Origin of the sequence: Paenibacillus sp. FSL A5-0031 (assembly GCF_001956295.1) — a bacterium.
GTDB lineage: Bacteria > Bacillota > Bacilli > Paenibacillales > Paenibacillaceae > Pristimantibacillus.
On record NZ_MRTD01000010.1, the window covers coordinates 274746 to 299715 of the forward strand.

Annotated in this window: 22 protein-coding genes; 3 read left to right on the plus strand and 19 right to left on the minus strand. The window is 47.9% G+C overall.

The genetic code is table 11. The features are described from left to right. Nucleotides 1-158 precede the first annotated feature (158 nt). From BK120_RS19155 to BK120_RS19175, 5 genes are all read right to left on the minus strand, one after another. Nucleotides 159-851 (minus strand): CpsD/CapB family tyrosine-protein kinase, encoded by a 693-nt coding sequence (locus BK120_RS19155; protein WP_076269102.1) that lies wholly within the window; start codon nt 849-851, stop codon nt 159-161. Then, nucleotides 832-1587, minus strand: a complete 756-nt coding sequence (locus tag BK120_RS19160) for a YveK family protein (RefSeq protein ID WP_076269103.1) — start codon at nt 1585-1587, stop codon at nt 832-834. The genes BK120_RS19155 and BK120_RS19160 overlap by 20 nt, the downstream gene beginning before the upstream one ends. A 163-nt stretch (nt 1588-1750) precedes the next feature. Continuing rightward, the gene (locus tag BK120_RS19165; protein ID WP_076269104.1) at nt 1751-2035 is read right to left on the minus strand and encodes a hypothetical protein; all 285 of its coding nucleotides are present in this window, start codon (nt 2033-2035) and stop codon (nt 1751-1753) included. Between the two features lie 861 nt (nt 2036-2896). Then, the gene (locus tag BK120_RS19170; RefSeq protein WP_076269105.1) at nt 2897-3946 is read right to left on the minus strand and encodes a M42 family metallopeptidase; all 1050 of its coding nucleotides are present in this window, start codon (nt 3944-3946) and stop codon (nt 2897-2899) included. A 44-nt stretch (nt 3947-3990) separates the two neighbouring features. After that, on the minus strand, nt 3991-4494 hold the full coding sequence (locus BK120_RS19175) for a GyrI-like domain-containing protein (RefSeq protein ID WP_305953892.1): 504 nt from the start codon (nt 4492-4494) through the stop codon (nt 3991-3993). 137 nt (nt 4495-4631) lie between these two features. Here BK120_RS19175 and BK120_RS19180 point away from each other — a divergent pair, with 137 nt between their 5' ends. The 3 genes from BK120_RS19180 to BK120_RS19190 are packed head-to-tail and all read left to right on the plus strand — an operon-like array spanning nt 4632 to nt 6544. Beyond that, on the plus strand, nt 4632-5225 hold the full coding sequence (locus tag BK120_RS19180; RefSeq protein WP_256710949.1) for a bifunctional transcriptional activator/DNA repair enzyme AdaA: 594 nt from the start codon (nt 4632-4634) through the stop codon (nt 5223-5225). Then, nucleotides 5209-5724, plus strand: a complete 516-nt coding sequence (locus tag BK120_RS19185; protein ID WP_076269107.1) for a methylated-DNA--[protein]-cysteine S-methyltransferase — start codon at nt 5209-5211, stop codon at nt 5722-5724. The genes BK120_RS19180 and BK120_RS19185 overlap by 17 nt, the downstream gene beginning before the upstream one ends. Before the next feature lies 1 nt (nt 5725). Beyond that, nucleotides 5726-6544, plus strand: a complete 819-nt coding sequence (locus BK120_RS19190) for an SPL family radical SAM protein (protein WP_076269108.1) — start codon at nt 5726-5728, stop codon at nt 6542-6544. On the opposite strand, the gene BK120_RS19195 is transcribed toward BK120_RS19190, so the two are convergent. The 14 genes from BK120_RS19195 to BK120_RS19260 form a co-directional block, all read right to left on the minus strand. Then, on the minus strand, nt 6541-7236 hold the full coding sequence (locus BK120_RS19195; protein ID WP_076269109.1) for a DNA alkylation repair protein: 696 nt from the start codon (nt 7234-7236) through the stop codon (nt 6541-6543). The genes BK120_RS19190 and BK120_RS19195 overlap by 4 nt on opposite strands. 19 nt (nt 7237-7255) lie before the next feature. Further along, nucleotides 7256-7873, minus strand: coding sequence for a DNA-3-methyladenine glycosylase family protein (locus BK120_RS19200; protein ID WP_076269110.1), 618 nt, complete (start codon nt 7871-7873; stop codon nt 7256-7258). Nucleotides 7874-8319: 446 nt separating this feature from the next. Continuing rightward, nucleotides 8320-8898: a CDP-diacylglycerol--glycerol-3-phosphate 3-phosphatidyltransferase gene (pgsA, locus tag BK120_RS19205; protein WP_076269111.1), complete on the minus strand. Its 579-nt coding sequence runs from the start codon at nt 8896-8898 to the stop codon at nt 8320-8322. An 89-nt stretch (nt 8899-8987) separates the two neighbouring features. Next, complete coding sequence (locus BK120_RS19210; RefSeq protein ID WP_076269112.1) at nt 8988-10916, minus strand: family 10 glycosylhydrolase; 1929 nt, start codon at nt 10914-10916, stop codon at nt 8988-8990. A 110-nt stretch (nt 10917-11026) separates the two neighbouring features. Continuing rightward, complete coding sequence (locus BK120_RS19215) at nt 11027-12508, minus strand: extracellular solute-binding protein (protein ID WP_076269113.1); 1482 nt, start codon at nt 12506-12508, stop codon at nt 11027-11029. Between the two features lie 105 nt (nt 12509-12613). Beyond that, on the minus strand, nt 12614-13483 hold the full coding sequence (locus tag BK120_RS19220) for a carbohydrate ABC transporter permease (RefSeq protein ID WP_372239005.1): 870 nt from the start codon (nt 13481-13483) through the stop codon (nt 12614-12616). A 24-nt stretch (nt 13484-13507) separates the two neighbouring features. Then, nucleotides 13508-14464 carry an ABC transporter permease gene (locus BK120_RS19225; RefSeq protein ID WP_076269115.1) on the minus strand — a complete coding sequence of 319 codons (957 nt, stop codon included), beginning with the start codon at nt 14462-14464 and terminating at the stop codon, nt 13508-13510. 222 nt (nt 14465-14686) lie between these two features. Then, on the minus strand, nt 14687-16291 hold the full coding sequence (locus BK120_RS19230; protein ID WP_076269116.1) for a response regulator transcription factor: 1605 nt from the start codon (nt 16289-16291) through the stop codon (nt 14687-14689). Continuing rightward, the gene (locus BK120_RS19235) at nt 16288-18159 is read right to left on the minus strand and encodes a cache domain-containing sensor histidine kinase (protein WP_076269117.1); all 1872 of its coding nucleotides are present in this window, start codon (nt 18157-18159) and stop codon (nt 16288-16290) included. Before BK120_RS19235 ends, BK120_RS19230 begins: the two co-directional genes overlap by 4 nt. A 2-nt stretch (nt 18160-18161) precedes the next feature. Next, nucleotides 18162-19691, minus strand: a complete 1530-nt coding sequence (locus BK120_RS19240) for an extracellular solute-binding protein (protein WP_076269118.1) — start codon at nt 19689-19691, stop codon at nt 18162-18164. Nucleotides 19692-20172: 481 nt separating this feature from the next. Further along, a complete protein-coding gene (locus BK120_RS19245) occupies nt 20173-21054 on the minus strand; it encodes a sugar phosphate isomerase/epimerase family protein (RefSeq protein ID WP_076269119.1) in 882 nt (293 codons plus the stop codon). An 18-nt stretch (nt 21055-21072) separates the two neighbouring features. Continuing rightward, on the minus strand, nt 21073-22137 hold the full coding sequence (locus BK120_RS19250) for a Gfo/Idh/MocA family protein (protein WP_076269120.1): 1065 nt from the start codon (nt 22135-22137) through the stop codon (nt 21073-21075). A 30-nt stretch (nt 22138-22167) separates the two neighbouring features. After that, nucleotides 22168-23742: an FAD-dependent oxidoreductase gene (locus BK120_RS19255; protein WP_076269121.1), complete on the minus strand. Its 1575-nt coding sequence runs from the start codon at nt 23740-23742 to the stop codon at nt 22168-22170. 19 nt (nt 23743-23761) lie between these two features. Continuing rightward, nucleotides 23762-24580 (minus strand): sugar phosphate isomerase/epimerase family protein, encoded by an 819-nt coding sequence (locus BK120_RS19260; RefSeq protein ID WP_076269122.1) that lies wholly within the window; start codon nt 24578-24580, stop codon nt 23762-23764. Between the last annotated feature and the right edge of the window lie 390 nt (nt 24581-24970).

Below are 24970 nucleotides of genomic sequence, written 5' to 3' on the forward strand. Positions count from 1 at the left end.
TGGTTGTTAAGGGGCATCTAACCCCTCCTCACGTCACACCCTTGACGATTAACGTCTAAGGTCGGCTGACCCACAGCATGACCGAGTGCCTCCGGTGATAGAGGTGCAGGAGACATTACCTATCTATTTCTTGCTTCTATGAGCTGGAGCAAAGACGATTAAGCTTCTGTCTTTTCTCCGTAGTAGTAAGAGTAGATATCTGAATGATTTCGATTGATCTTATTCAGCACGACGCCGATAAGATTTGCTTTCACATGTTCAAGTGACGCTTTTGCTTTAAGGGCAACATCTTTTTTCACTTTCCCCGAGTCGATCACAAGAACGACCCCATCGCTTTGTGTGGCTACTATTTGAGCATCCGTTACAGACATGATCGGCGGCGTGTCGATAATGACGACATCGTACCGCTCTCTAGCTGTCTTAAGCAGCTCCGCCATTTGCTCCGACGAGAGCAGCTCGGAAGGATTGGGAGGCGTTGGCCCCGCTTGGATAATGGACAGATTTTCCGTATTCGTAAACTGAATGATGTCCTCAAGCTTCAGTTGGTTCAATAAAGCCGTCGTTAAGCCGCTGCGGTTGGACTTCCCAAAAATATGATGCTGCGAAGGCTTGCGAAGATCCGCATCAATCAGAAGCACTTTTTTGTTTGCTTGTGCAAATGCGACTGCCATATTGGCGCATGTCGTGCTTTTGCCCTCGCTTGGCTTGGAAGAGGTGACCATAATAATTTGCAGCTTTTGATTAATTGTCGAGAACTCAATGTTTGTCCTGAGCATCCGGTACCCTTCAGAAATGGGCGATTTGGGATTAAGCTCCGTTATCAAGTTCCATTTAGGAATCAAACGAGACATTTTGTTCCCTCCCTGCATTCGTCTTTAGCGTGGCGTTGCTGCTGTGTTCTGTCGCATCCCGCTCTTCAAACTTCGGAATCGATGTTAGTACTGGTACTTCCAGCAGTGCCTCGATGTCCTCTTCGGTCTTAATCGTGTCATCCAAGTAATCCAGCAGGAAGGATATGCCTACACCTACCATCAATGCCAGCATGAACGTGACTGCAATGTTCATCTTAGGATTCGGAGCAACGGGCCCGTGTTGTTCATGCGGATCAGCTTGGTCCAGCACGGAAACATTATCTACCTTCATCAGCTCTGGAACCGATTTTTGAAAAACGATGGCGATCGCATTCGCGATTTTTGCTGCTTGCTCATAGGAGTCATCACGTACCGATATGGACATGACCTGTGTTTCATTCACTGAGCTTACGCTTACCTTGCCGATGAGCTCGCCGTATGTCACACCGAGATCCGGGTATTGCTTGACAACTCGCTTCATCATTCGCGGCGTTCGCAAAATCTCTTTATAGGTTTTGATAAGTCCGATCGTGGAGTTAATCGATCCAACATCTATGCTCGGAATGAGCGAGCTGCTGTCCTTATACTGGTTAACGATTAACTTAGCGGATGCTTCATACTGTGGTTTGATAAAGTAGCTGGAGTAAATGCCGATGGTTAGACAGCTCACTGAAATAATTAAAGCTATCATCAATAGCCTTCTTTTGACGATGATCCAATACTGTTTTAATTCCAAATCATTTCCTCCATTGCTTTAAAATCATCCGTTGCCGAACTTCAGGAAAGTTGTTCTTAATGAATATTAAAATTCTCTCATTATTCAAAACGCGAACTTTTGGGCATCGTTTGTTTACAGGAATAGGCTTATCCATGGATTCCTGCTTAGACATAAAATGTTATCATCTCGTGTTATTAATGAACTCATCCACGGTCCCGCCATTCATTACATGCTCCATCATATCGTTAGAGCAGGCTTGCAGGCCGATCTTACCGAGCAGCTGAGATATCAGCTTCGCCATGTCAATCGGTTCATTATGGATTAGGCAGCCAGTTGCCATAAGCAGCTCAGGCAGCGACCTCGCTTCCGATTGACCGTCTTTCTGTAATAGAGAAGGATCCTCGGATAGTATTTTCAAAAACTGCTTCAGCTTCATCTGCTTCTGCTCCTGATTTGAAACATTCATCTCTGAAACCTCCATTCATCAGCTCGCTCATACATTTTGAGTTTTGGAAAGCTTCTTGTCTCTCTTTGCACTCTAGTATGACACAGATGATAATAATTCTTGAGGGAATAAAGACATGGTCACACTTAGACAATCTTGCTCATTTTCATTATGGTTTTCATAAGTACGGACTCCTAATTGATGCGAATAGTGGGATATGTCATGTCATGTTTTTTATCGCCAAATTGATAATTCTGACTATTGAAAGCGCTTAATAAACAGAAGGTGAAATTCCCACTTGGGACTCATGTTTTCCCGCATGCTTTTTCCCTCTAACCCATGTAAAATAAAGGTTTTTTTTCTGTTTGCCACTTTCCACCGAACGAAAAATCCAATTAAAATTCCACTGATTCAGCGAAAAAATAAGGGACTATTGACCAGCATCCTACCTAAGCAGCAGTAAATCACCATTCGACATATTTCGCATTCCTCTTTTTCCTGTACGTTTTAACCCCTAACTGCCGTAAATTTACACTTAAAAAACAAAAAAAAGCGGGGTTTGAATTGAAAAAGGGACTATTTGGAGCCTAAAAAGCGGATATTCCATCGTTCTCAGCTAATCGATCATACGTTTCAGCAATCTATATTTTGCACCCTATCAGGATAAACCAACATCATTCGGGATAAATATAAAGCTTCTAAAGCACTGAAATCAAAGAGCATTCCCTATCTTTTTGTCCCAAAATAACGCTTGGCGCTCTTCTACTAACGTCCTACTTCATTGTCTTTCTGACAAGATTAGTCATCAAAAAAAGAAGAGCACCGATGTCATCGTCGCTCTTCTTCGCATTTTTTCTAACTATTGTATATTAACTAGAAATCTCACTCCATCACATAAGCCAGAAGCAAAGCAGACGTGCCAACGATGGCATCTGCGTGTGTGCGTTCCATGCCGTGGGAAGCGTGAACGCCCGGTCCGATTAGTGCCGCACGAATATTGCTTCCGCCGCGCAGCGCAGCCGATGCATCGGAGCCATAGTGCGGGTAAATATCTACTGCATAAGCTAGGTTCTCACGTTTGGCTAATTCAATTAACTTAGTCGTCATATTATAATCGTATGGTCCAGTCGAATCCTTGGCGCAAATGGATATATCCTGCTCTGTCGCAGAAAGATCATCTCCCAGCGCTCCCATATCCACCGCAATCATCTCCGTTATATCCTCAGGAATATAAGAACTTCCGTGTCCCACCTCTTCGTAGGTCGAGAAGATCAGCTTGAGTGTATGTGCAGGTGTGTTCCCTTCACGCTTGAACCATTCCATTAATCCAAGCAGCGCTGCTACGCTTGCTTTATCGTCCAAATGCCGTGACTTCACCCAGCCATTCGGAAAGATGCGCACTCGCGGCTCCCACGAAATGATATCGCCTACGGAAATGCCCAGCCCCTCTGTATCTGCTTTGGTTTTCACCAGCTCATCTATACGAATTTCCATATTCGCTTCTTCGCGCTTCCACTCCCGCGAATCGGAGTATACATGTACAGAGGCTTTCGTAGACAACACCGTTCCCTCATATTTCCGGCCGTCACGCGTATGAATAACGCAATATTCCCCTTCGACCGTTTGCATATTGTAGCCCCCGATCGACGTGAAGCGAAGCTTCCCATCCGACTTGATCGAACGAACCATCGCTCCAAGCGTATCCAAATGCGCGGTTATGCCGATCACCTTCTCTGAATTGACGCCTGGAATGGTTATCATTCCGTTGCCTTTTGGCGTTATTTCGAGCGAATAGCCAAGTTTCTCTGCTTCCACTCCTAGATGCTTCACAATGTCCATACAGTACCCGCTAGGGCTTGGAATGTTCAGTAAAGCTTCAAGCTGGCTAAGTATAAAATCCCGATTAAGCTGTTTCGAAAGTGGCAATGACATGATATTGTGCTCCTTTTAAAGCTATATTTTTTTATAACCTCTCATTACTTCAATGCAATATACAAATCAATTTCATTATCGGGACTTTCGGGTTGATATCGTTCATCCCAAATTTCAAAATCGTAATCTTTGGGTTCATTTCCCGTTTCACTCATCCAATCGCCATAAACATAGCCGTACGAACGACTTAGCTCGGATTCAAGTCCTTTGTGCTTGTATGTAACATACTTACTTTCAGTCACGGTATGACTAGTCATATCTACTGGAACATCAGCTTGTTCACTTACCTCATAACAGATCAGATTCGTAAACCGATCGACCTGTGGGTCAAAATCATCATTCATGGGGTAGATTTGCATTAACATCACATTTTCATTTTTTCTATTCATAATTTCCGCTTTTCTTTCAACGAGTAAACGATAAGTATCCTTGCCAAGACCAGACTCAAACTCTGCTACGTTAGCTTCAATACGATAACCTACAACATGTAATAAAGGTAATGTTATTACTTTAGCTTCGATAAGCTCTCCTCCATTGGCAGCATTGATCCTTCTATTTTACGCGATTGCACGTCAGGATCAAAGTCTACCCTCTCATCATCCCGCTTTCGTTATCTTGCTTTTACATTCTAAAATGCGTACATACGTTCACTTTCGAGGTTATACTAATGATGGAGGTGAGCAAAATGGAGAAACAACACTCAGAAACATTGACCGAGGAAAGGTGGCATGCCATCTTAAACAACAATGCTGCTTATGACGGAATCTTCTTTTACGCAGTGAAAACGACAGGTATATTTTGCAGGCCATCCTGCAAATCCAAACCGCCCAACAAAGAAAATATTGCTATCTACTCTACGGCCGAGCAAGCTTTATCTGCCCGCTTTCGCCCATGCAAACGATGCAAGCCTACCGGGATGCGCCTGCCTGATGATGAATGGATTCATTTGGCTGCCGAATATATCGACAGAAACTATATGAACAACTTAACTTTACAAGTCGTTGCCGATCAATGTCACGGCAGCCCCTATCACCTGCATCGGACCTTCAAAAAAATCAAACACATGACACCAGTTGAATATATACAGCAATTACGAGTCGATAAAGCGAAGGAGCAGCTGACATCATCCGATTTGTCCATTTCAGAGATCGGTTCAAGCGTCGGCATGCGCAACACGCCGTATTTTGTAACGTTGTTTAAAAAGAAGACGGGCTGCACACCCGCAGCCTATCGGCAATTGCACAAACAGGAGGCTGATTCGAATGACCAAACACAGTAAACCACCCATTTATTGGACATTGCTCACGCACGAGGCTTGGAGCCTATACATTGCAGCCACAACGGAAGGACTTTGTTTTATCGGCTCTCAGAATGAACCGATAGACGAGCTGGTCCAATGGGCAAATACCCGCTATCCAGGCAGCCCTTTACTAGAGAATGTTGAGCTGCTCCAGCCTTATACAATTGAAATAGCTGAATACCTTCAAGGTTCCCGCAAGCAATTCAGCATTTCCTTCCACTATCAAGGAACAGCCTTCCAACAGGAAGTATGGAAAGCACTTTGCGAAATACCTTATGGGGAAACGAAGTCTTATTCCGATATCGCCCATCAAATCCAGCGGCCAGCAGCCGTTCGCGCTGTGGGCACGGCGATTGGCGCCAATCCGATTTTAATTACAATTCCCTGCCACCGCGTCATTGGAAAGAACGGATCGCTGACTGGCTACCGCGGCGGCATAGAAATGAAAACCAAGCTGCTTCAGCTGGAAAAACACTAATATGACGATCGAATATTTCTATACACAGCCCAAAACCTTATTGAATAAAGGAACCGGCTTTCTTACCGGCTACAGCCATTCCTTAAATCCTTATACAGGGTGTACGTTTGGCTGTTCCTACTGCTATGTGCGGAAAATGCCTGTTTCTTTATTTCGAGGCGCCGAATGGGGAACATGGGTCGATATTAAGAAAAATGCTGCTGAAGTTTTTCGCAAACAATTTTTAAGAGAAAAGTCTAAAGGTCCGGTTACTATTTTTATGTCATCCAGCACTGATCCCTATCAGCCGATTGAATATAAGGAACAAATTACTCGCTCCTTGCTCGAGGTGATGGTTGATGATCCTCCTGATTTTTTGTTCGTGCAAACGCGAAGCCCGCTTGTTCAGCGGGATATTGATCTGCTCTTGCGACTTGGAGAGAAGGTTCGCGTCAGTATGACAGTGGAAACAGATCGCGAGGACATTCGAAAACATTTTTCACCGAATGCCCCTCCGATTAAGGCTAGGCTAAAGACGCTTCAATTGCTAGATGATGCGGGCGTTCCGACTCAAGCGACGATTGCCCCCATGCTGCCAAGCAGTGAGCAATTCGCCGAAATACTGCGACCGCTCGTTGACCGCATCTGCATAGACGATTATTTTATGGGTGACGGAAGCAGTGGAAAACGAACGCGACAACTAGGCATCAATGCTTTGTATGAGCAGCTAGGTCTTGAGGAATGGTATCATCCGGCTGCTTATCGCGTCGTATACGAGCGGTTCAAGCAGGTTTTTTCCGATGATCGCATTTATGTAAGCCAGGAAGGCTTTGAGCCTTAGCTTTTTTTTCGTTTCATACCGCGGATTATGATTTTGGTTTCTTGATCGACGCGGTATGATTCTATTATTTTTTGCAGAGCTTTGTTGTAGGTGAAATCGTCTAAAGAATTAGCACCGCTTTTCAAATAATTCATAGTAGCCTCTGGCTGCTTAATATAACAAATCGACAATGCCCATGCTACCGCCATCTTGACGTAATACGTCTCTCGTTTCGTCTGATCAAGCAACTGCAAGAGGCGCTCGATATAAGTTTCTTCAATATAATAGCCAAGCAGCATAACGACGCCAAAGCGTATCTCATACTCTTTGTCAGATACCAAATACGGCTGTATGAAATCCCATACCGCTGACTTATTGTCCGTTGTAAATTTCAGTCCATTGCAAAAGCTGTCACAGACTGACCAATTGTCTATCTTCGGAACAAATTCAGCGACAATGTTTAAGCGTTCTGTGATATCCGCTTGAGCATAACCAATAACCATCCCCTGCAGCATCACTTCCTCAAAGTACTCGCTATCCGCATCCTTTAAATAGGTACGCCAGTCATCGCTTGCTATCGACTTGGCCAGCTGGCGAAGCTTCGGCAGGCGAACGCCTAATACATTATTTATTGTAGGAATAAGCGCAGCCGTAAATTTCTGAAAATCGTCTTCCTTCAATGCTATGAGCTGTTCTTTTATTGTTTTCTCCATGTTGTTGCTCCTTTTTAGCTTACTCCATTGACAAGGTCCACAAATAAATCGAAGCCACTGAACCATAGGGGGAATACCTTAGCCGGTAGGTATCGAACTGTTCTTTGGTTAAATCTTGAAGACCATACAGCTTCATCATCCCACGGCGAATGGCAATATCTCCCCAGCTCACGACATCTGGGCGCTCCATCGCATGAATGAGCAGCATTTCAGCCGTCCACTTGCCAACTCCCTTTAAGGACATCAGCTGCTTGATTACCTCTGCATCCGATAAGCGGTTCAGCTCTTCCAGCCGGATTTCACCTTGTACAATCGATTCCGCAATGCTTTTTATGCAAACAGCCTTCTTCATCGTTATCCCGCAGCTTTGAATATAATCTGCCGTTTGATTAGCTATGTTCGAAGGGGATATTTCGCCAAGCCGCACCTGCATTCGCTCCCATATGGTGTGTACTGCTTTAGCTGAGATCAGCTGGCCTACAATCGCATAAACGAGTGAAGTGAATAAGTCAGGCATAATGATGCGTTCGACTTTTCCGAGCCGAGACATGGCAGCACCAAGCGCTTCATCTACGCTTTTCAAATAATCGATCTCTGCTTGCCCATAGTCAAAAAGCTTTGTTTGTATCGTTTGCAGACGGCTCGCCCCCTGTAAATCGAAATAAATAGCTGTATATTCTTACTATACCTCATCGGGCTTTGTATGTTTTGATTACCGAATATAATCGCAAGATAACGAAATCGGCGATGATAGAAATAACGGACATCAGATGCCTTATTTGCCTCGATTTCCTCTTTTTGCAGAAGTAACGGACATAGGGTACGCTATTAGGCTCCAATCGTTATGATTTAACACGATTTCGACCTAATAGCGGATCCTATGTCCGTTAGATTCAAATTAAGCCCAAATTATGAAGAATAGCGGATTCTATGTCCGTTAGCGTTGGCATCAAGCCCGAGTCACAAATGTATAGGAATGCTTAGAAGGAAAACGAGCTTTTACTAAAACAGCGGCAGCCTTGGACTGTTTCATCTCGTCCATCGCTGCCGCTGTATTTTAATCGTTCTACTCTACTCTTATTTCTACTGCAGCAAGCGATAGTTGTTTTTGATGTAGTTAGCTCCTGATAGGATGGTCAACGCTAAGGCAACACACATCAAAATTTGATCAACAGGAATCGCTGTCAAAAAGCTGAGCGGACGATGGTTTAACAACACCGCTGAAATCGCAACAACTTGAAAGACCATCTTAATTTTGCCGAATTGGTCGGCTTGCAAGGCAATTTTTTGAGATGAGGCAACAATTCGAATGCCCGTAATAATAATCTCTCTTCCGATAATCACAACTGCGATCCAGCTGTAAATCATCTGCTCGCCTACCATTAATATTAACGCGGCGGATATTAGCAGCTTGTCTGCCAGCGGATCGAGCAGCTTGCCAAGATTCGTAATCTGATTATATTTTCTTGCAATATGTCCATCTAGTTTATCTGTCGCTGAAGCGAGTATAAATAATGCTGCGGCATAATAAATGCCATAGGTATCTATATGTAGAAAAAATTCTGATTTGTTGATTAACCACTCGGGGTATATGGGGAAAAATAAAATAAACACAGGTATTAATAAAATACGAGCAATCGTTATTTTATTCGCTAGATTCATATGGTTCCTCCTTCGCATTATGCTAGTCATCATACCATATGTTGGGAGGTTTCTAAAGAAGCTGCCTGTGCGCCACCATCACCTATCCTTTACGCTCTCTTTAAAGACTGATTAAGCATATCCCAATCGGCATGCGAGGCGTCAAACAGCATTATCCCGTCTGAGTACCGGAAAGCCGAATGGAATACCTCACCCTGCCGCTCGACGCTATTCATTTGATTAAGAGAAATGCCCGCATATACCGGAACTTCTCCACCTGTGGCAATGTTGCCAAGCGCCATATATTTCTCCACCTCGGCCAGCGTATCCTGATAGGTACCAATCATGAGGAAATCCAAGTGCCGGACATAGCCAGTGTCTCGGTAGTCCTTAGTATAGACGGAGCCCTCCTGAAATAGTAGGCGGCTGTCATATTGAAAATCAGGGCTGGACCAGTTTGCACCGTTGACATAATAGGTATCAAACCAAGACCCCACGTAGGCAGATAACAAAACATCGCTTCCCGTCTGTCGATTATGACCGTCCACTATCTCCTTGACCTCCGCAACAAAAGTGGTAATGACGCCTGCACGGAAAGCCCACCAGTCCAAAATCAACGGACCATCTATTCTCGTATTGCCTTCGTAATCGAATATATCCTCAGGCCAACGATGAAGCCGCTTGCCCCTTTCCGCCAAATAAGCCTCAAAGCGGCTTCGTGTCAAAGGACTGAAGTCCGCCGTTTCATTGTCGTATCTGCCCCGGTCCAAAATAATGCCGTCCACCTGATAGCCGGCAATCACTTCCCGGAAAGCAGCCAATTGATGCTCGCGCACCTTCTCATGCAGCGGGTTGGCAAACGCAACCAAGCCCGGAGCCGAGCTGTCTCGCTGCCGCTTGATCACACCTTTATCCTGATGCTTGTAAACCATTTCCTCCCATTCAGGATGCTCATTTAGAATCGCATATTGACCACGTACAATGGAGCCTTCTGCAAATACATTCATGGATGCATGAATAGCTAGACCAAGATGATGCCCCTCTTCTATAAAAATCTGCAGCAAATCCAGCTTTGGATAAGGAATACTCTGCCCAGCGTTTACCAATTCACTCATGTGGGGACGGCTCGTCAGCGGATTTTTGAAGTAAGAAACGTAACCCTCCACCCCTTTAACGTCAAGCGCAATATCCGTAACGCCTGCATGTTTTGCACGCTCCAGCAGTTTTCTTACCGCGTCCGCAGACTGCAGCTTCCCACTGTTGGCTCTCTGATCTATCCAAAGGATTGTCCTCTGCTTGCTCTCAGCACGGCTCTTAGAAAAAATAGCTAAGCTTCGAGCAACTGATGTTTCGTTCCACGTTTTGATCTCCACATCAACAAAGTTTACGCCAAGCGCCAGTTTCAGCGTATGGGCAAAAGCACCATGCTCGTCTACCACAGCAGCTTCACCATTAACCGTTAGCACCGGAAACTCGCCCGCATTGCCGCCGCTCACAATACCGCTAACCGTGGTTACAGTCTGCGTTTCCGAATAAACGGATGGATGGTTCAAATAAAGGCTGATTTCATGATCAGCAGCGCCTGCCAGCCCGTGATGATCAGTCACCGCACCGTCCTTGCGCAGCTTGATCCGATCTCCTTTTCTAAAGCAGGTAGACAAAAAGAAGCGGCTGTTTTCCGGAGCATACAAAGGATCAAGGGCAACAAGTACGTAACCATCCTCAGGGATGTTTAGTATCGTTGGACCCGACCAGGCCGGGGCAAAGCCGACAGGCGCTTCATTAACGACACGCAAAACCAAGCCGCCTGCCCCCACCTGCACCGCAACGCCATTCTCAGGAACAGTAACCGATTCCCCCCATGTGCTTGTAAACAAGACAAGCCACTCTTCGGCCACCGGAATGGTGTTGACTGCTGTTATAGCATGCCGCTGCCCTTCTAATGTAATTGTAATATCCTCCGGCGCAGCTTCCACTTGGGCATCGATAGCAAGCATATCAACCTCACTGCCTTTAGTCGGCTTAAATGATTCGTTCATTTCTGTTCCCCCTCAGTCAATTATGCCGGGCATTTCGCCTGGGCGACAAAGAGGCACCTGCGATTCGCAGCTGCCCCTTTGCCATCAAGCCTACGTCTATAGGCAAGCCTTTATTTTGAAATGGTTTGATACCACTCGTTCGCTTCCTTGACGGATTCTGCGCCGCCTTCGGCCATCCATTGCGTCAGGAAGGTATCGTAGCTGTCTCTAGATTGCGCACCTGCGATATACATTAGCACCGTGTCGTCGAGCAGCTTCGTCAGCTTTTGCTTGTTTTTGGATACCGCATCGATCGGCGGCGCAATCGACATCGGATCAACGACAATATTGCCTTTCGCCGCGTTTTCCTGAAACGCCTCATAGTAGCTTTGCAGCACAGGGTCCTTCCGAACGCGCGCCTGCCAGTAAGCTGGATAATCATATTCATTAACCCCGGTCATGTAGGAGCTTGCATTGGTTAAGTCATCATTGAATTTAGGCAGAATGGGATAATATTTGCCATCCTTCACTTCGTGATGAACGCCTTCCTCGCCAATGGCGAGCTTTATGAAGATATCCTTCTTCAGCTTGGTATCGAGCAGCTTGATCGCATGCTCCTTTTGCTTGGAAACTTTCGGTATCGCTATAAACCAAGTAGTTGCCAGGTTAACGCCAATCGATGATTTGCCATCCTTGCCAACTAAGTAAGGAATAATGCCGATTTTGGCTTCAGGGAAGTTTTTGACAAGAGCGGCTTCTGCGCTAGAAGCACTCCACCAAGCCAGCTTGATCATTGCGGCATTGCCGCTGGAAAACTTCTCAATCGCTTTCGCACTCGTATTGATTGGCATTTCCGAATCCAGCAGCCCTTCGCTGTACAGCTTGTTCATATAAGCCAAAAATTCCTTCATCTGCGGAAGCTCTGCTTTATGCAGAAGCTTGCCATCCACATCGTTCCAGTCGTTCAGCACGCCGAATGCTGCTGCAATATCTCCATAGATGGAATCCTTTGAACCCGTTAACGGTACAATATTTTTGGCTTTCTTGATCGCTTTCAACACCTCATACAGCTCATCCGGCGTTGTCGGGTTTTTCAAGCTCAGTTCTTCCATCCAATCCTGACGGACAACGAGCTCCTCGCCTACGCTAATGCCAGAGCCAGTCTCCGGTATAGCATAGATTTTGCCGTCGATCGTAACGCTTTCCCATGAATCTTCCTTAATCGCCGCTTTGATGTTAGGGCCATGGCTTTCGATCAGATCATTCAGCGGCTCCAGCGCGCCCGCTGTTGCCAGCTTGTAGAACTGAGCAGAACCCAGCTTCATGATATCGAAGTTTTGCTTGTTCGCAACCATCAAGTTCAGCTTCTCGTCGGCACTTTCCGCCGGAAGCATTTCATAGGTAACCTTGTAGCCGGTCGCATCTTCTATGTTTTTAGCAACCGGGTCTGCGTTCGGATCGAACAGGCTGTACTGCATCAGCATCGTGAGGTTAGGATTGCCTTCGCCATCTCCCCCTGAGCCGCTGCCCGGAGCCGGAGTGGAATTGTTGCCGCATGCGGCAAGAGCAAGAGCAAATACAAGGACTATGGCCAACCAAGAACCTTTTTTCATAGAGTACCCTCCCGAATATGTGTTTTAAAGTCAAACTTCATTACCCTTCCATTGCTCGCTATCATGACAAGCTGACAGCATCACCGCCTTTCATGGCCGATAGGTTTAACCCTTAACCGAACCTACCAGCACACCTTTGACAAAATATTTTTGCAAGAACGGATAAACCATCAGGATCGGCAGCGTAGCCAGCAATATTGAAGCTGCCTGAATGGATTGTGGCGTTATGTTCAGCGCCGCGTCCACGTTATCCTTCAAAAACTCGCTGCTGGAGGAAACCAACAGTTCCTTCAGATACAGCTGCAGTGGTTTGAAATCCTGATTGGTAATGTAGATCATCGATGTAAAATAGTCGTTCCAGAACGCCACCGCGAAAAATAGAGCAATGGTTGCCAGCACAGGAAGCGACAGCGGCAAAACAATGGAGAATAAAATTCGGATGTTGCTTGCTCCGTCCAGCTTGGCGGACTCCTCCAGCCCGTCCGGCAGCCCTTCAAAGTAATTTTTGATAATCAGCATGTTGAACACGTTGATGGCCGCCGGCAGGAATAGAACAGGAAACTGATTGACCAGTCCAAGATTCTGCATGAGCAGGTAGGTAGGAATCAGGCCGCCGCTGAACAGCATTGTGAAAATAAACATCAGCAGAAACCATTTTCTGCCTCGAAGCTGAACGCGAGATAATGGATACGCCGTAATGGTCGTGAGGAATAATCCTAACGCCGTCCCCACAATGGCCAAAAGAATCGAATTTTTTAAAGAGTTAAGAAACATGGAATCCTTGAGCACATACATGTATGTCCCAGTCTGAAAGCCAACAGGCAGCAAATTAACCTTGCCGGAGATGACCGCCGCTTCGCTGCTGAACGATTTGGCGATCAGGTTAACGAAGGGCAGCAGCGTCGTCAGACCTACCAGTATGAAAAATAAATAGTTGCAGAAATTGAACAGCTTCTCTGAAAATGATGTTTTCACGGTCACAGCAATCTCCCCTTTCAGTTACCAAATCCCGCGTTGCAGGTATTTGCGGCTAAGCGCGTTGCCCGCCAAGACGAGCGTGAAGGCAATAACGGATTCAAATACGCCAACAGCAGTCGTGAAGCTGTAATCCTGATTGCCGAGGCCCATTCGGTATACGTAGGTGCCGATGACATCAGAGACCTTGTATACCGTGGGATTGTACATGACGAGAATTTGCTCTGTGCCAGCCTCCAGAATGCTGCCCAGCCTTAGAATAAACATCAGCAGTATAATGGGCGCGATGCCAGGCAGCGTAATGTGCCACAGCTGCTTCATCCGACCCGCTCCGTCAATCTTGGCTGCTTCGTACAAGCCGGGATCAATTGTGGCGAATGCTGCAAGATACACGATGGTACTCCACCCAGTCTCCTTCCAGCCCGCTGAAGTAATCAGAACACCTCGGAACACGCTGTTGTCTAGGAAAAACGAGATCGGCTCCATGCTGATCATACCCATTACCTTGTTGACCAAACCGCCGTTGCTGGACAGCATGTCAATAAATAGACCGCTTACGATAACCCATGACAGAAAATGCGGCAAATAGATAACGGTCTGAATCGCACGCTTGAACAACATCCGCCTGATCTCATTCAACAGCAGGGCAATGAGAATCGGCAGCGGGAACAAGATACCGATCTTCAGAAAACTGATAATAACGGTGTTTTGAAAAACATGCAGAAAATCGGGAGAGTTGAACAGTTTGGCAAAATGCTTCCATCCCACCCACGGGCTAGCGTCATAGCCATCAAAGATATTGAAATCCTTAAAGGCGATTGTAATGCCATACATCGGGGCATATTTGAAGAGCAAAAGAAACAAAATTCCAGGGACAAGAAGTGCATATAAATCCCAATCCCGTTTGACATCGGCAGCAAGCCGTTTGACATAATTGCTTTTAGCCTGGGGCTTATCCAGTGGTGCCGTTGCGCTTTTCATCGTATTCCCCCTCGATTTGATGCTTTCTACCTAAAATTGTAGTATCCAGCGCTCAGGGTTGGTAGAGTAATGCCATTACTATTTCTGGTACTTTGATGTTTGATTTCCTCACAAAGGAACGTAATCGGCATAAAAAAAGACAAAACCGCTTTCTATAACTGAAAGCGGTTTTGTCTTTTTAATTTTTTGGTTATTGCACGCCAGCATAATTAGGCGCAGCTGTCACGCTTTAACTCCACCTGGGTTGACGCCCCAATATTTACGGAACACCTTGGTGAAATAGCTCACATCCCGGTAGCCCACGAGACGAGCGGCATCGTACACTTTGCCCCCATTCTGCAGAACGGATTTGGCCCGTTCCATCTTGCGCTCCAGCACATAGGCCGAAAACGGTACTCCTGTCTCCTGCTTAAACAGCCGGCTTAAGTAAGATGAATTGATAAAAAGGCGATCTGCGACCGTATGCAGCGTAATATCCTGATCGATTTCCTGATTGACGATAGACAGAATGGAGCGTACCACTCCATTGCTCGTCGTTTTCCGCTGCTGCTGCAGGTAATCGCAGATGCGGCCAGTCAAGCGGACCAGCCAGGCCCGAATCTGCTCCTTCGTCGCTAGCAGCCTGATGTTCTCGAAATAAATCATATCCTCTCCTGCCACGCAGCCAATTCGCCAGCCCTGCTTCTGAATCATACGAATATACAGGCTGCTCAAATAAAGAACAGCCTCATGGACTTCTTCCGCCGTCTCCACGGACTCTAGGCTTTTGTCCCACAATCCTTGCAGCGCCTCCAGCGCCTTGGCCTCGTCAGCGGTTTCCAATGCGATCTCCAGCGCTTTCTCCAGCCCTTGCTGTACCTGAACCCCCTGTTCCTTACGGCCAATCTCGCGGTAAGGAATGGCGATGTCGCAGCCGTATACAATACGCTCCTGCAAGGCACGGCAAGCTTCGGCATACAGCGCGCTCATGCTGCCAATCCCTCCGGCCGCAGCGCAAATGCCTGCGCTCGCTGTCAGCCCAAGCGTCTCCCGGGTGCGCGATAACAATTGAACGACCGAGGCCTGTACACGCAAGGCGCTGTCACCCGGCTCCTCCTCGCGCCGCAGCACAAAAACAAGGAGCGTGTACCCCTGATGATCAGGGCACACCCAACAGGAAGCGGGCAGCATTTCTCTCGCCAGACATTGCAAAGAGAAACGCCACATTGGAGCATCCTCCGCGCGAAAGCAGCCATCCCCTTGCGGAAGCGGGTCAATATCCACCACCGCAACTGCGATCCGGTCAGACTCCTCAAGCTCAATCTGATATTCCGCACCTCTTCGCAGCACCTCGCTATCGTCGTAGTCGCCTGCTGCCCATTGCCGAATAAAACTGCTTTGCAAATGGGGAAGATGCTCACGCCACTTCACCTTCAGCTCTGCCTGCTCGCGCCACTGCTCCATCTCGTCTCGCAGCTGCTTTGCCGCTTCCAGTACGGCGCCCAATATTTCCTCTTCAGCCGCGGGCTTCAGCAAATACTGGAAAACCCCTAAAGCGATAGCATCCTGAGCGAAGCCAAAGTTGTCATGTCCGCTTAATATAATCAGTTTCAGCTGTACGCCGTTGTCTGGATATTCCCTCAGCTTCCTCACCAGTGTCAGCCCATCCATCTCCGGCATCTGGACATCAATCAGCATGATATCGGGTCGCTTCCGCTCGATCAACGCCAGCGCTTCTACCCCGCTGGCAGCCAGTCCGACGACCTCAATGCCATGCTCCTCCCATGGAATATTATTAGCGAGTCCCAACCTAAGCCGCAGTTCATCCTCAACGATCATTAAATTCATGCGGATCGCTCCCCTTTTTCCAGAGTATGGTGAGTTACAGCACGAAAACTTTCCTTGCATTGATCCAGCGGCAGCGAAATGGTGACCGAGGTTCCATGTCCTTGCGCGCTTTCGACGATCAACTCAGCTTCTTTGCCGTAATAAAGCTTAATGCGGGTCATTACATTGCGAAGGCCGAACAGGTCGCCCGTCTCCTCGTCCTCCAGCGAAAACAGATTCGCTTCGCGCCGCCCCAGCCGCTTCATTTCTTCTTGAATGTAGGCTAGCCGCTGCGAACTCATCCCTGAACCATTGTCGCTAACGGTGACCTGAACGGCCTCTCCATCTTTTATTCGGCCCGAGATAACAAGTTTTCCGCCTTCCGTTTTCCCTTCCATCCCATGCAGGATAGCATTCTCCACAAGCGGCTGCAGCAGCAGCTTCAGAATCGGGATGGGGCGGCAATCCTCGTGAATGTCGTATTCCACCTCAAAGCTGTCCAAATAACGAATTTGCTGAATGCGAATGTAATAATGCAGATGCGACAAGCTTTCGTCAATCGTAAATACATCCTTGCCCTTGTTCAGGCTTAGCCGGAAAAATCGCGACAAATTCAGCACCATCTCGCTAATTTCATCCGCCTCGTAATTTTTAGCTGTCCAGTTAATTGAATCCAGCGTATTATACAAAAAATGAGGGTTAATCTGGGTTTGCAAAAATTGAAGCTCCGTCTTGGCCAGCCTCAGCTGCTGCTCGTAATGATCTTCAATTAGCCGCTTCTGGTCTACCACCATCCGATTAAACGCTTCCGTCAAATAACCCAGCTCGTCGTGCCGCGTATTCTCCAGATGCACATTCATATTTCCCGTACCCAGACGCTTCATGCCCTTGAACAGCTTATCTACCGGAGAAGCGATACCGATATAAACGAGCCAGGATATGCCCAGCGCCAGAAGGACGCTGACGAAAATAATAGCTAACGTATACAATCGAAGCTGATCTGTTTTGGCGTACAGCTCTTTTTTGGGTTGAATCAGCGTCAGCCGCCATTTGGAATACTCCGAATCGATAGACACCGTCATCTCCGCATCCGTCGTACGGGGAAGGCCAGGCATGCCCCCGCCCTCCGCAAGCGTATGCTCTGCGCCGTCGAGCTTGCCTGTCCCTGCAATCAATTTGCCGGTATCGCTGTGCAAATAAATGGTAGCCGAAGGCGATGGGAGCAGCGATTTCATCAGATTGATCAGCTTGCTTTTGTCCACTGTAATAATGACTACATCCGCTCGGCGATTGTTGTTGTACAAATCCATGGTTCGCAGCAGCGATACGCTATCGGTATTAATTAAGCTGCCGAAGGTCGCGTTGCCCGCAATCGGCTCCTCCGCCAGCAGATAAGTGATTTCCGTCCCGCTAGTAATGGCCGTATTCTCAAGCCATTGCTGCTGCTCAGGGCTGCTCAGCCTTCTCCCTCCATAATTCGTCGAAATCATCATATGGGAGGGCTGATGATACAAGGATATTTGCGATACGATATGATTAATAGAGTTTACATTCGACAGCTGCTTCAGCAGCATCGAAAAATCGACGATGGAGAGCGGCGACAATTCCGCTCCGTTATCTGCAAGCAGCTTAATAAACACAGGGTCTGTTGCAATCAGCGTCGAAATCTCCTCCACATTTTGCAAAGTCAGATCAATATAGTCCATAGCTGAATTCAGTACCGTACTGGAGCGCTCCACCGCTTGGTCATGCAGAATGCTGCGGGAGCGATCAACGGCAAATAGGCTTACCAAGACGAGCGGCAGCAATATCAACATAAAATAGCAGGTTAGCCGAAACTGGATTTTGCGGGAAAAGCGATCCCGAAACCATTTGACGGGATTTCTCATACTTATCTCCCCCCTCCGGCGCTCAAGCGGGCTTCGTACCATTGATTAACTTCCGCTGTAACCTCTGCGCCACCCTCGCGGTACCACTCCTCCACAAAGCTGTCGAACTTATCCAGCGAAACAATACCCATCACGATTTGTGTAAAAATGCTCTCAAGCTCCTCTAAATGTCCGGCATACTTGCTCATCGCCGGTGTGGGAATTCCGAAAAATTCGTTTTTAATTAAATTTTGTTCAATCATTTGCAAATTATCGTATAAGTGAAAGTCGCCCAGCGAATCTAATCTAGCCTTAGCCATGACAGGATCAATGACATCGACGAGCGACTGGTAGATGCCCCTGTACAAATGCTTGTCATGCTCTTCAAAATCGGTGACCATTTTCCCGTTTTCCATCGACCAAATCTCACCTTCAAAACCAAGCTTCAACGTCTCCCTGCCCTCTCCCACGATGAAATTAAGCAGCTTTACCACTTCTTCGGGATGTTTCTTACCAACTGGCACCACGTTGTAACCGCGGATTAAATCCTTGTTATATACGCCGCTGTGCCCCTCCGGTCCAACGGGATACTCCAGCGGAATCCATTCCGCCTTGGGATCTTTCTTTTTGCTTGCCGCGATGGGTCCGCGCGTATCATACCAAGTCGCGGAGAACATGCCGACCTTCCCGTTCTCGATTTTTTCGATAAAGGCATTGTTGCGGTTAAGCGGGAATTCCGGATCGATCAGCCCTTCCCGGTAAAGCTTTGCCAGGAAAGCGAGCGCTTGCTTGGTCTCCGGCAGCGTACTGCCATTAACCAGCTTTCCATCGCGCGCCACCCAAGAGTTCAATTGAACACCAAAAGCGCCAAAAAACGGCGCAGTCCGCCCCATGTCCTCGAGCAAAATAAGGCCCATCGTATCATTAAGCCCGTTCCGGTCAGGGTCTTCCTTAGCAAAGGCACGCATAACTTCATAATATTCTTCCAGCGTCCTAGGCGGCTGCTTCCCTAAAACATCAAGCCAATCCTTCCGCACATACATCAACTCGATGCCCTGCACGTCTGTTAAACTTGGAATGCCGTAAATTTTTCCGTCGTAGCGCATTCGATCCCACGCCTCTTCAGGAATAAACTTCTTCAGGTCTTGTCCATATTCGTTGATATAGTCGTCAAGCGGCGTAAAAGCCCCTTTTTTGACATATTCATCAAACCAAACTGGGTTAAAGGTGTGAATGAGATCTGGGAGATTTCCGGAAGCCATAATGACGTTCAGTTTCTCTTCGTAAACTTCCTGAGGGGGAATATTAACCCGCAAATCCAGTCCTGTACGTTCCTTTATATAGTTTATATAAGGATTATCGTTTTCGTCTGAACCATCCGGGAATGTCATGCCCAAATCGTTAATGACCATCGAAATCGCGACGCGGCTCTGCGATGTGGGCAGCGGCTCGCCCAATTTCTCCCACTCGCTGCAGCTTGGCACCGTCGCAGCTACCATTAACAACGCTATTATCCGAACAATCATACGACAGTTGAACCTTTTGCGCTCCATAGCTCCCCCTCCATCTCTTCCGGAATGCATCCGGCATTACTCCCTATTCAACTTCTCCTTCAAGCAAGCGCTAGACTTCGGTGCATAACCAGCAAAAGCAGCCTCCTTCCCACCTACTGACTGTTATCTACCTAAAATATGTTAACTATAATAACATGAAATACAACTAACGAGAGTGGAAAGGCATAACACATTAGTCACACCTTCATTTCACGTCACAAAATCGAACATCAATTAAAGCGGTTGCATAAATAACAAAGTAATGCGGATATCGCTATTGAATATACTTTCCTATATTTTAGAATAAATAGAAGCGGCTGCCCTTACGGCTATTCGAACTTTGCAGGCTGTTGAGCCCATCCTATTCCAATAGCCGCTCCAGCAACCGCTTTACGTCCAATCCAGCAAATGTGAATAAATCTGTTATTTCCAATGTACTTCCAACAAGCGCCCGCTTAATTCTTAGATTCAATAACTGGGCCTAGCGGTAGCTCTTAATAAATTGAACCGCTTTGCGTATATCGGTCTCCGGCTGGTCCCCAACTTCGCGTTCAATCGTCAGATAGCCATTATATCCAATCTCCTTTAACGCCGTAAAGTATCTGTCGAAATCAACATTCCCTTCGCCGAGCGGCAGCTCGCGGAAAAATTGTCCCGTGCTCACCATCTCCGCAATTTTGGCATGATCCATCGGCTCATAGCCAAGCGCACCGTATACCATGCGAGGATCTACCACCTTGCGACGTATGCCGTCCTTGACATGGGTGTGCACGACGTAATCCTTAAGCAGGCGAACCCCTTCCGCTGGATCATCCCCCGTCACCATCACCATATTGGCAGGGTCAAAGTTGACAGATACCCCTCTGCCACCTAGCGTATCCAAAAAACCCTTCAGATGGGCCGCCGTCTCCGGTCCGGTCTCGATAGCGAAATAGGCCTTCATGCTGCTGGCATATTCATTCAGCTCGCGGCAAGCCTCCTGCATAACAGCGAACACCTCTCCATCTCGGTCCTCCGGCACGATTCCGATGTGAGTCGTTACAATGGTCGTGCCGAGGTCCAGCGCCAAATCGAGAATCCGCTTTGATTTCTCCACCTTTTCCACGTTAACGGATTTATCCTGGAAGCCATGGCCACCTAGGTCACCGCATAACGCGCTGATTTCCAGCCCTAATGAATCGATATAAGCCTTTAGCTCCCTGCGGGCGGCAGCGTTCAGATTAGCAGGGTCCATCTCGCCTGAAACGGCATAGATTTGCACCCCCTCCGCACCAACCTCCTTCGCCTTCTTCAGCCCTTCCTTAACGCCGACGCCAAAGCTGTCTACAATGACGCCTATGGGATTTCTGATATTTACAGACATGCCGATTCCACGCCTCCCCTAGTCGAAATGGATTTCCTTGCCTAGAGTCGCCGACTCGTACACGCCGCAAAGTATTTTCATGATTTCAACGCCGTCCTGCACTGGACTGATCGTGTTTTTCTTCCCTTGGCAAACTTCAACAAAGTAGTTTATTTCGTCTTGGAAGCCCTGCACAAATTCGAATGAGAGATTGTCAATTTGCGGCGTGGCGTTCAGAATCGTGTCATACTTCTCTGTAATTAAAGTCAGCTCCGGCTCCAGCTCGACGCCGCCTTTCTCGCCATAGAGCTTTACCGTCAGCTCGTCCTGCTTCGCATGCAGCGTAAAGCTGACATCAACCAGCAGCGACGCCCCGTTCTCAAAGCGTACCAGCGCATTGGCCATGTCCTCAACCGTGTTCAGTGCTGCATCATAATCGGCAGCTTTGTAGAACTTCAAGTTTTTCACATTGGAGCGGTTGCCTAAACGGTTGTAGGTATTGCCGCTAATAGATTTAACTTTGGGCTTGCCCATCAAATACCAGCATAGATCGATGACGTGAACGCCGATATCGATCAGCGGACCGCCGCCGGAGCGCTCCACATCAGCGAACCAGCCGCCAGGGTTGCCCAGCTTGCGTATGCATGAAGCTTTGGCGTAATAAATCGGACCGATTTCACCATTGTCCAAAAATGCTTTTACAATCCGCGTATTGGAGGCATAGCGGCGGACAAATCCTACCTGCAGCGTCTTGCCGGATTCCTTAACAGCTGCTTCAACCGCCAGTGCCTCTTCCACCGTTTTGCTGAGCGGCTTCTCGCAAAGCACATGCTTGCCTGCCTTCAGAGCGGCGATACTGATCTCCGCATGGGTGTTGTTCCAAGTACAGATGCTGACCGCATCAATATCGGGGTTCGCCAATAGCTCGTTGTAATCGGTGTAAACGTTAGGAATGTCATATTTCTCCGCCTTTGCCTTTGCCCGTTCTTCCTTCAAGTCGCAGACAGCGACCAGCACGGCATCCACGTTTTTGCTGTAGGAGCCAAAGTGCATTTCTGATATGGAACCAGCTCCGATTACGCCAATTCGAATAGGATTGCTCATTGCGATTTTCACCTCATTAGTTAATTTAGTTTAAACTGCGCGCAGCGAAGGCCATGCCAACTCGATGCCCTCTGCAGCCAGAAACCTCTGGTAAGCGGCAAGCTCTGTCTCCGAAGAGCGGACATCGCTTGGCGTTAAGCCGCGATCCAAGCAGAAGCTGGCACAATAGCCCGCTGCCTCGCCAATATTCCATTCCACCGGATGAAGCCGGTAGCAGCCGTTTGTAATATGAGTAGTTCCGATATTTTTACAAGCAGCAAGCAGATTGTTCACTCTTACCGGGATGAGACTGCCCAAAGGAATCTGGAATGGCAGCGACGATATATCAATATAGGGCTGATTTTCCGTGCTGGGATGCAGATCAATGCGGTAACAGCCGATGCCCACTGAATCCGAGAAATATTCCGCACGGCCGTCAGGACGGCTTTCCGTTGCAACATGCTGCTCCAGAATCGTAAACTCCGCCTTGATTCGGCGCGACTCCCGAACGTACGGATACATGGCAAGCCCATCCTCTGTCCCCACCACATCGGGACGAAGCCTGAGCCCAGGGTAACCTTTTCCCCCATCCGGGCGAGGAGCCTCTGTCTGCATCCAATAAAGCAGCGACAGGCTGAGCTGCTTCGCCTCGCTTAAGTGACGCTCCCTATCTTCCGGCTTCACATCGATAATAGAGCCCAGCCAATAATCGTTCTGCGGCCAGTTGACCAGCGAAATAGAACTGTTGTAGGTACCTTGAGCGTAGTGCTCCTTCTCAGCGATTTGACGATATTTGAACAGCGAAAAAGCGCCTTCGCCAGGGAACAGACCGTACTGAACCGGCTGCATCGTTGCCGGCTTGACGCCGGTCCAGCTTAGCAGGCGATCCGGCCAGAAATCCGCCTTGTATTCCTTCCAGAAATCATAGAGCTCTGGCTTTGGAATCGTATGATCCTCGCCTTCCAGATAATCGATGGCGAAGCAATAAGTAAAGCCCTGCATATCTTGCGGCAGCGCCTCTCCTTCTACAGCATGAGGCTCCCCGGTTTCTTCACGTGCTTCCGCACCTGTAACGTATTCAACGCCGGCCAGCGGAAGCAGGTCGCCACATTCCGTAGCGTCGAGAAAATATGGAGCCTTCAGCAGCACGGTATTTCCGCTGTCCAAGCTTTTAACCGTCACCGAGACGATGGCATCGCCATCGCAATGGGCGTTTACTGGAACATGGCGGCGCAATATCGTCAGCTGCCCACTATGTACATAAGGAGCAAGCTGACGCTCCAAAACGGCAAGCGCGGCGCGTGGCTCATGACATAAACGGCTGACCGTACCGCCACCTGGATTTAGCTGCTCGTTCTCCCGCGCCGCTGTCGTGAGTGGAAAAGCATCCCGGTAATAAGCGCGGATATCCTCGCGAAAGCGTCGATAGCTCCGGGTGCAGCCGAAGGACTCGATCCAGGGATGCTCGTCAGGCGGAACCGCCTGACTCGTTAATTGACCGCCGATCCAATCCGTCTCCTCGGTCATGATAACGGTTTTGCCCGACTTCGCCGCTGCCAGCGCCGCCGCAACTCCTCCCGTGCTTCCTCCTACAACTACGATGTCGGCTATTGCTTCTCGTTCCATGCGCTTATCTCCTTTGGGGTTAAATAATGGTTGCAAAATAGTCATAGCTGCGCCGAATGCCTTCCGCCTCGCTGCCTACACCTTCATATTCAAGAACAAACGCTCCGCGGTATCCATTCTCCACCAGCTTGTTCACGATTTTCTCCAATTCAACATCGCCGTCTCCTAGGTTGATTCCTTCAAAAGCTTTGCCTCCGAGAGACTTATAGCGCCCGTCTTCACGCATTTCAAAATCCTTGAAATGAACATGCGAAACATAAGGGAGCAGCGTCTCAAGCGCAGCTGTCGGATGCTCGTCTACGAGCAGGAAATTGCCTGTGTCAAACGTGGATCGCAGAGCTGGAGAACCAACCCGATCGATGATCGTTTTGACCTGCTCGCCGCTTCCCGCTAACTTTCCGTGGTTTTCCAAACAGAGAACCAAGCCTTCCTTCTCAGCGACCGCAGCAGCTTCTTTCAGTCCATCCACTATCCACTCCAGCGCTTCTTCGTAGGTTGCAATGTCGCTGAGGTTGCCGGAGAACACGCGGATGACGTTTGTTCCGAGTACCTTCGCAACAGGGTAGGCATCCGTAATCTCCTTCAGCGCCCCTGCTCGTTCCTCCTCGGTTGCCTTGACGAAATCATTGGCTACCGCGTAACTGGACACCTTGATGCCATTATCTCTCACAAATGCAAGCACGCTTGGCAGTTCCTCCAGAACGTCCTTCCAGAACACATTCAACAGCTCGACATCCTCAATCCCTTCATCCTTGCAAAAGGATAGAAAATCCAGCACCTTCCATCCGTTTTCTCTCACGGTTCTGTGCATGCTCCACATGCTAAGTGACAGCTTCATTTTGCAACTCCCTCCATGCTCTGTTATGGCCTCGCTTTGTTGACAGGCAACGCTATTGCTTACTGCGTACCACCATTGTAAAAGCTGCCATCCGGCATAAATAGGGTAGACCGATGACCATTTTTGGTAACTTGATGCGATTATCTCTCCATTCACTAAAAAAAGAATTGAAAGTTCCTTGCGCAGCCCTATTTGTTCGTAGTCGGCTTGTGCTATCCTGTATTTGCTGGCTACGCTCTCCAGCAGTCGAAACCAATGCGAAAGTTGAATAGTTTAGTTCTTATATAACTAAAAAAAGGGCTGTCTCAAAAGTCATTTTGCGATTTTTTGAGCACTACTTAGAACTTACTTTCATCGAGAAAAAGGACCTCAAGCTCCACTATATAGTGG

Excerpts from the sequence above, each read along its gene's own strand:
- BK120_RS19250 (WP_076269120.1), bottom strand. The coding sequence starts at position 22,137 with ATGAGCAATCCTATTCGAATTGGCGTAATCGGAGCTGGTTCCATATCA.
- BK120_RS19195 (WP_076269109.1), bottom strand. The coding sequence starts at position 7,236 with ATGGAGAAAACAATAAAAGAACAGCTCATAGCATTGAAGGAAGACGAT.
- BK120_RS19210 (WP_076269112.1), bottom strand. The coding sequence starts at position 10,916 with ATGAACGAATCATTTAAGCCGACTAAAGGCAGTGAGGTTGATATGCTT.
- BK120_RS19245 (WP_076269119.1), bottom strand. The coding sequence starts at position 21,054 with ATGTCTGTAAATATCAGAAATCCCATAGGCGTCATTGTAGACAGCTTT.
- BK120_RS19180 (WP_256710949.1), top strand. The coding sequence starts at position 4,632 with ATGGAGAAACAACACTCAGAAACATTGACCGAGGAAAGGTGGCATGCC.
- BK120_RS19190 (WP_076269108.1), top strand. The coding sequence starts at position 5,726 with ATGACGATCGAATATTTCTATACACAGCCCAAAACCTTATTGAATAAA.
- BK120_RS19185 (WP_076269107.1), top strand. The coding sequence starts at position 5,209 with ATGACCAAACACAGTAAACCACCCATTTATTGGACATTGCTCACGCAC.
- BK120_RS19225 (WP_076269115.1), bottom strand. The coding sequence starts at position 14,464 with ATGAAAAGCGCAACGGCACCACTGGATAAGCCCCAGGCTAAAAGCAAT.
- BK120_RS19230 (WP_076269116.1), bottom strand. The coding sequence starts at position 16,291 with ATGAATTTAATGATCGTTGAGGATGAACTGCGGCTTAGGTTGGGACTC.
- BK120_RS19170 (WP_076269105.1), bottom strand. The coding sequence starts at position 3,946 with ATGTCATTGCCACTTTCGAAACAGCTTAATCGGGATTTTATACTTAGC.
- BK120_RS19240 (WP_076269118.1), bottom strand. The coding sequence starts at position 19,691 with ATGGAGCGCAAAAGGTTCAACTGTCGTATGATTGTTCGGATAATAGCG.
- BK120_RS19260 (WP_076269122.1), bottom strand. The coding sequence starts at position 24,580 with ATGAAGCTGTCACTTAGCATGTGGAGCATGCACAGAACCGTGAGAGAA.
- BK120_RS19215 (WP_076269113.1), bottom strand. The coding sequence starts at position 12,508 with ATGAAAAAAGGTTCTTGGTTGGCCATAGTCCTTGTATTTGCTCTTGCT.
- BK120_RS19155 (WP_076269102.1), bottom strand. The coding sequence starts at position 851 with ATGTCTCGTTTGATTCCTAAATGGAACTTGATAACGGAGCTTAATCCC.
- BK120_RS19255 (WP_076269121.1), bottom strand. The coding sequence starts at position 23,742 with ATGGAACGAGAAGCAATAGCCGACATCGTAGTTGTAGGAGGAAGCACG.
- pgsA (WP_076269111.1), bottom strand. The coding sequence starts at position 8,898 with ATGAATCTAGCGAATAAAATAACGATTGCTCGTATTTTATTAATACCT.
- BK120_RS19165 (WP_076269104.1), bottom strand. The coding sequence starts at position 2,035 with ATGAATGTTTCAAATCAGGAGCAGAAGCAGATGAAGCTGAAGCAGTTT.
- BK120_RS19235 (WP_076269117.1), bottom strand. The coding sequence starts at position 18,159 with ATGAGAAATCCCGTCAAATGGTTTCGGGATCGCTTTTCCCGCAAAATC.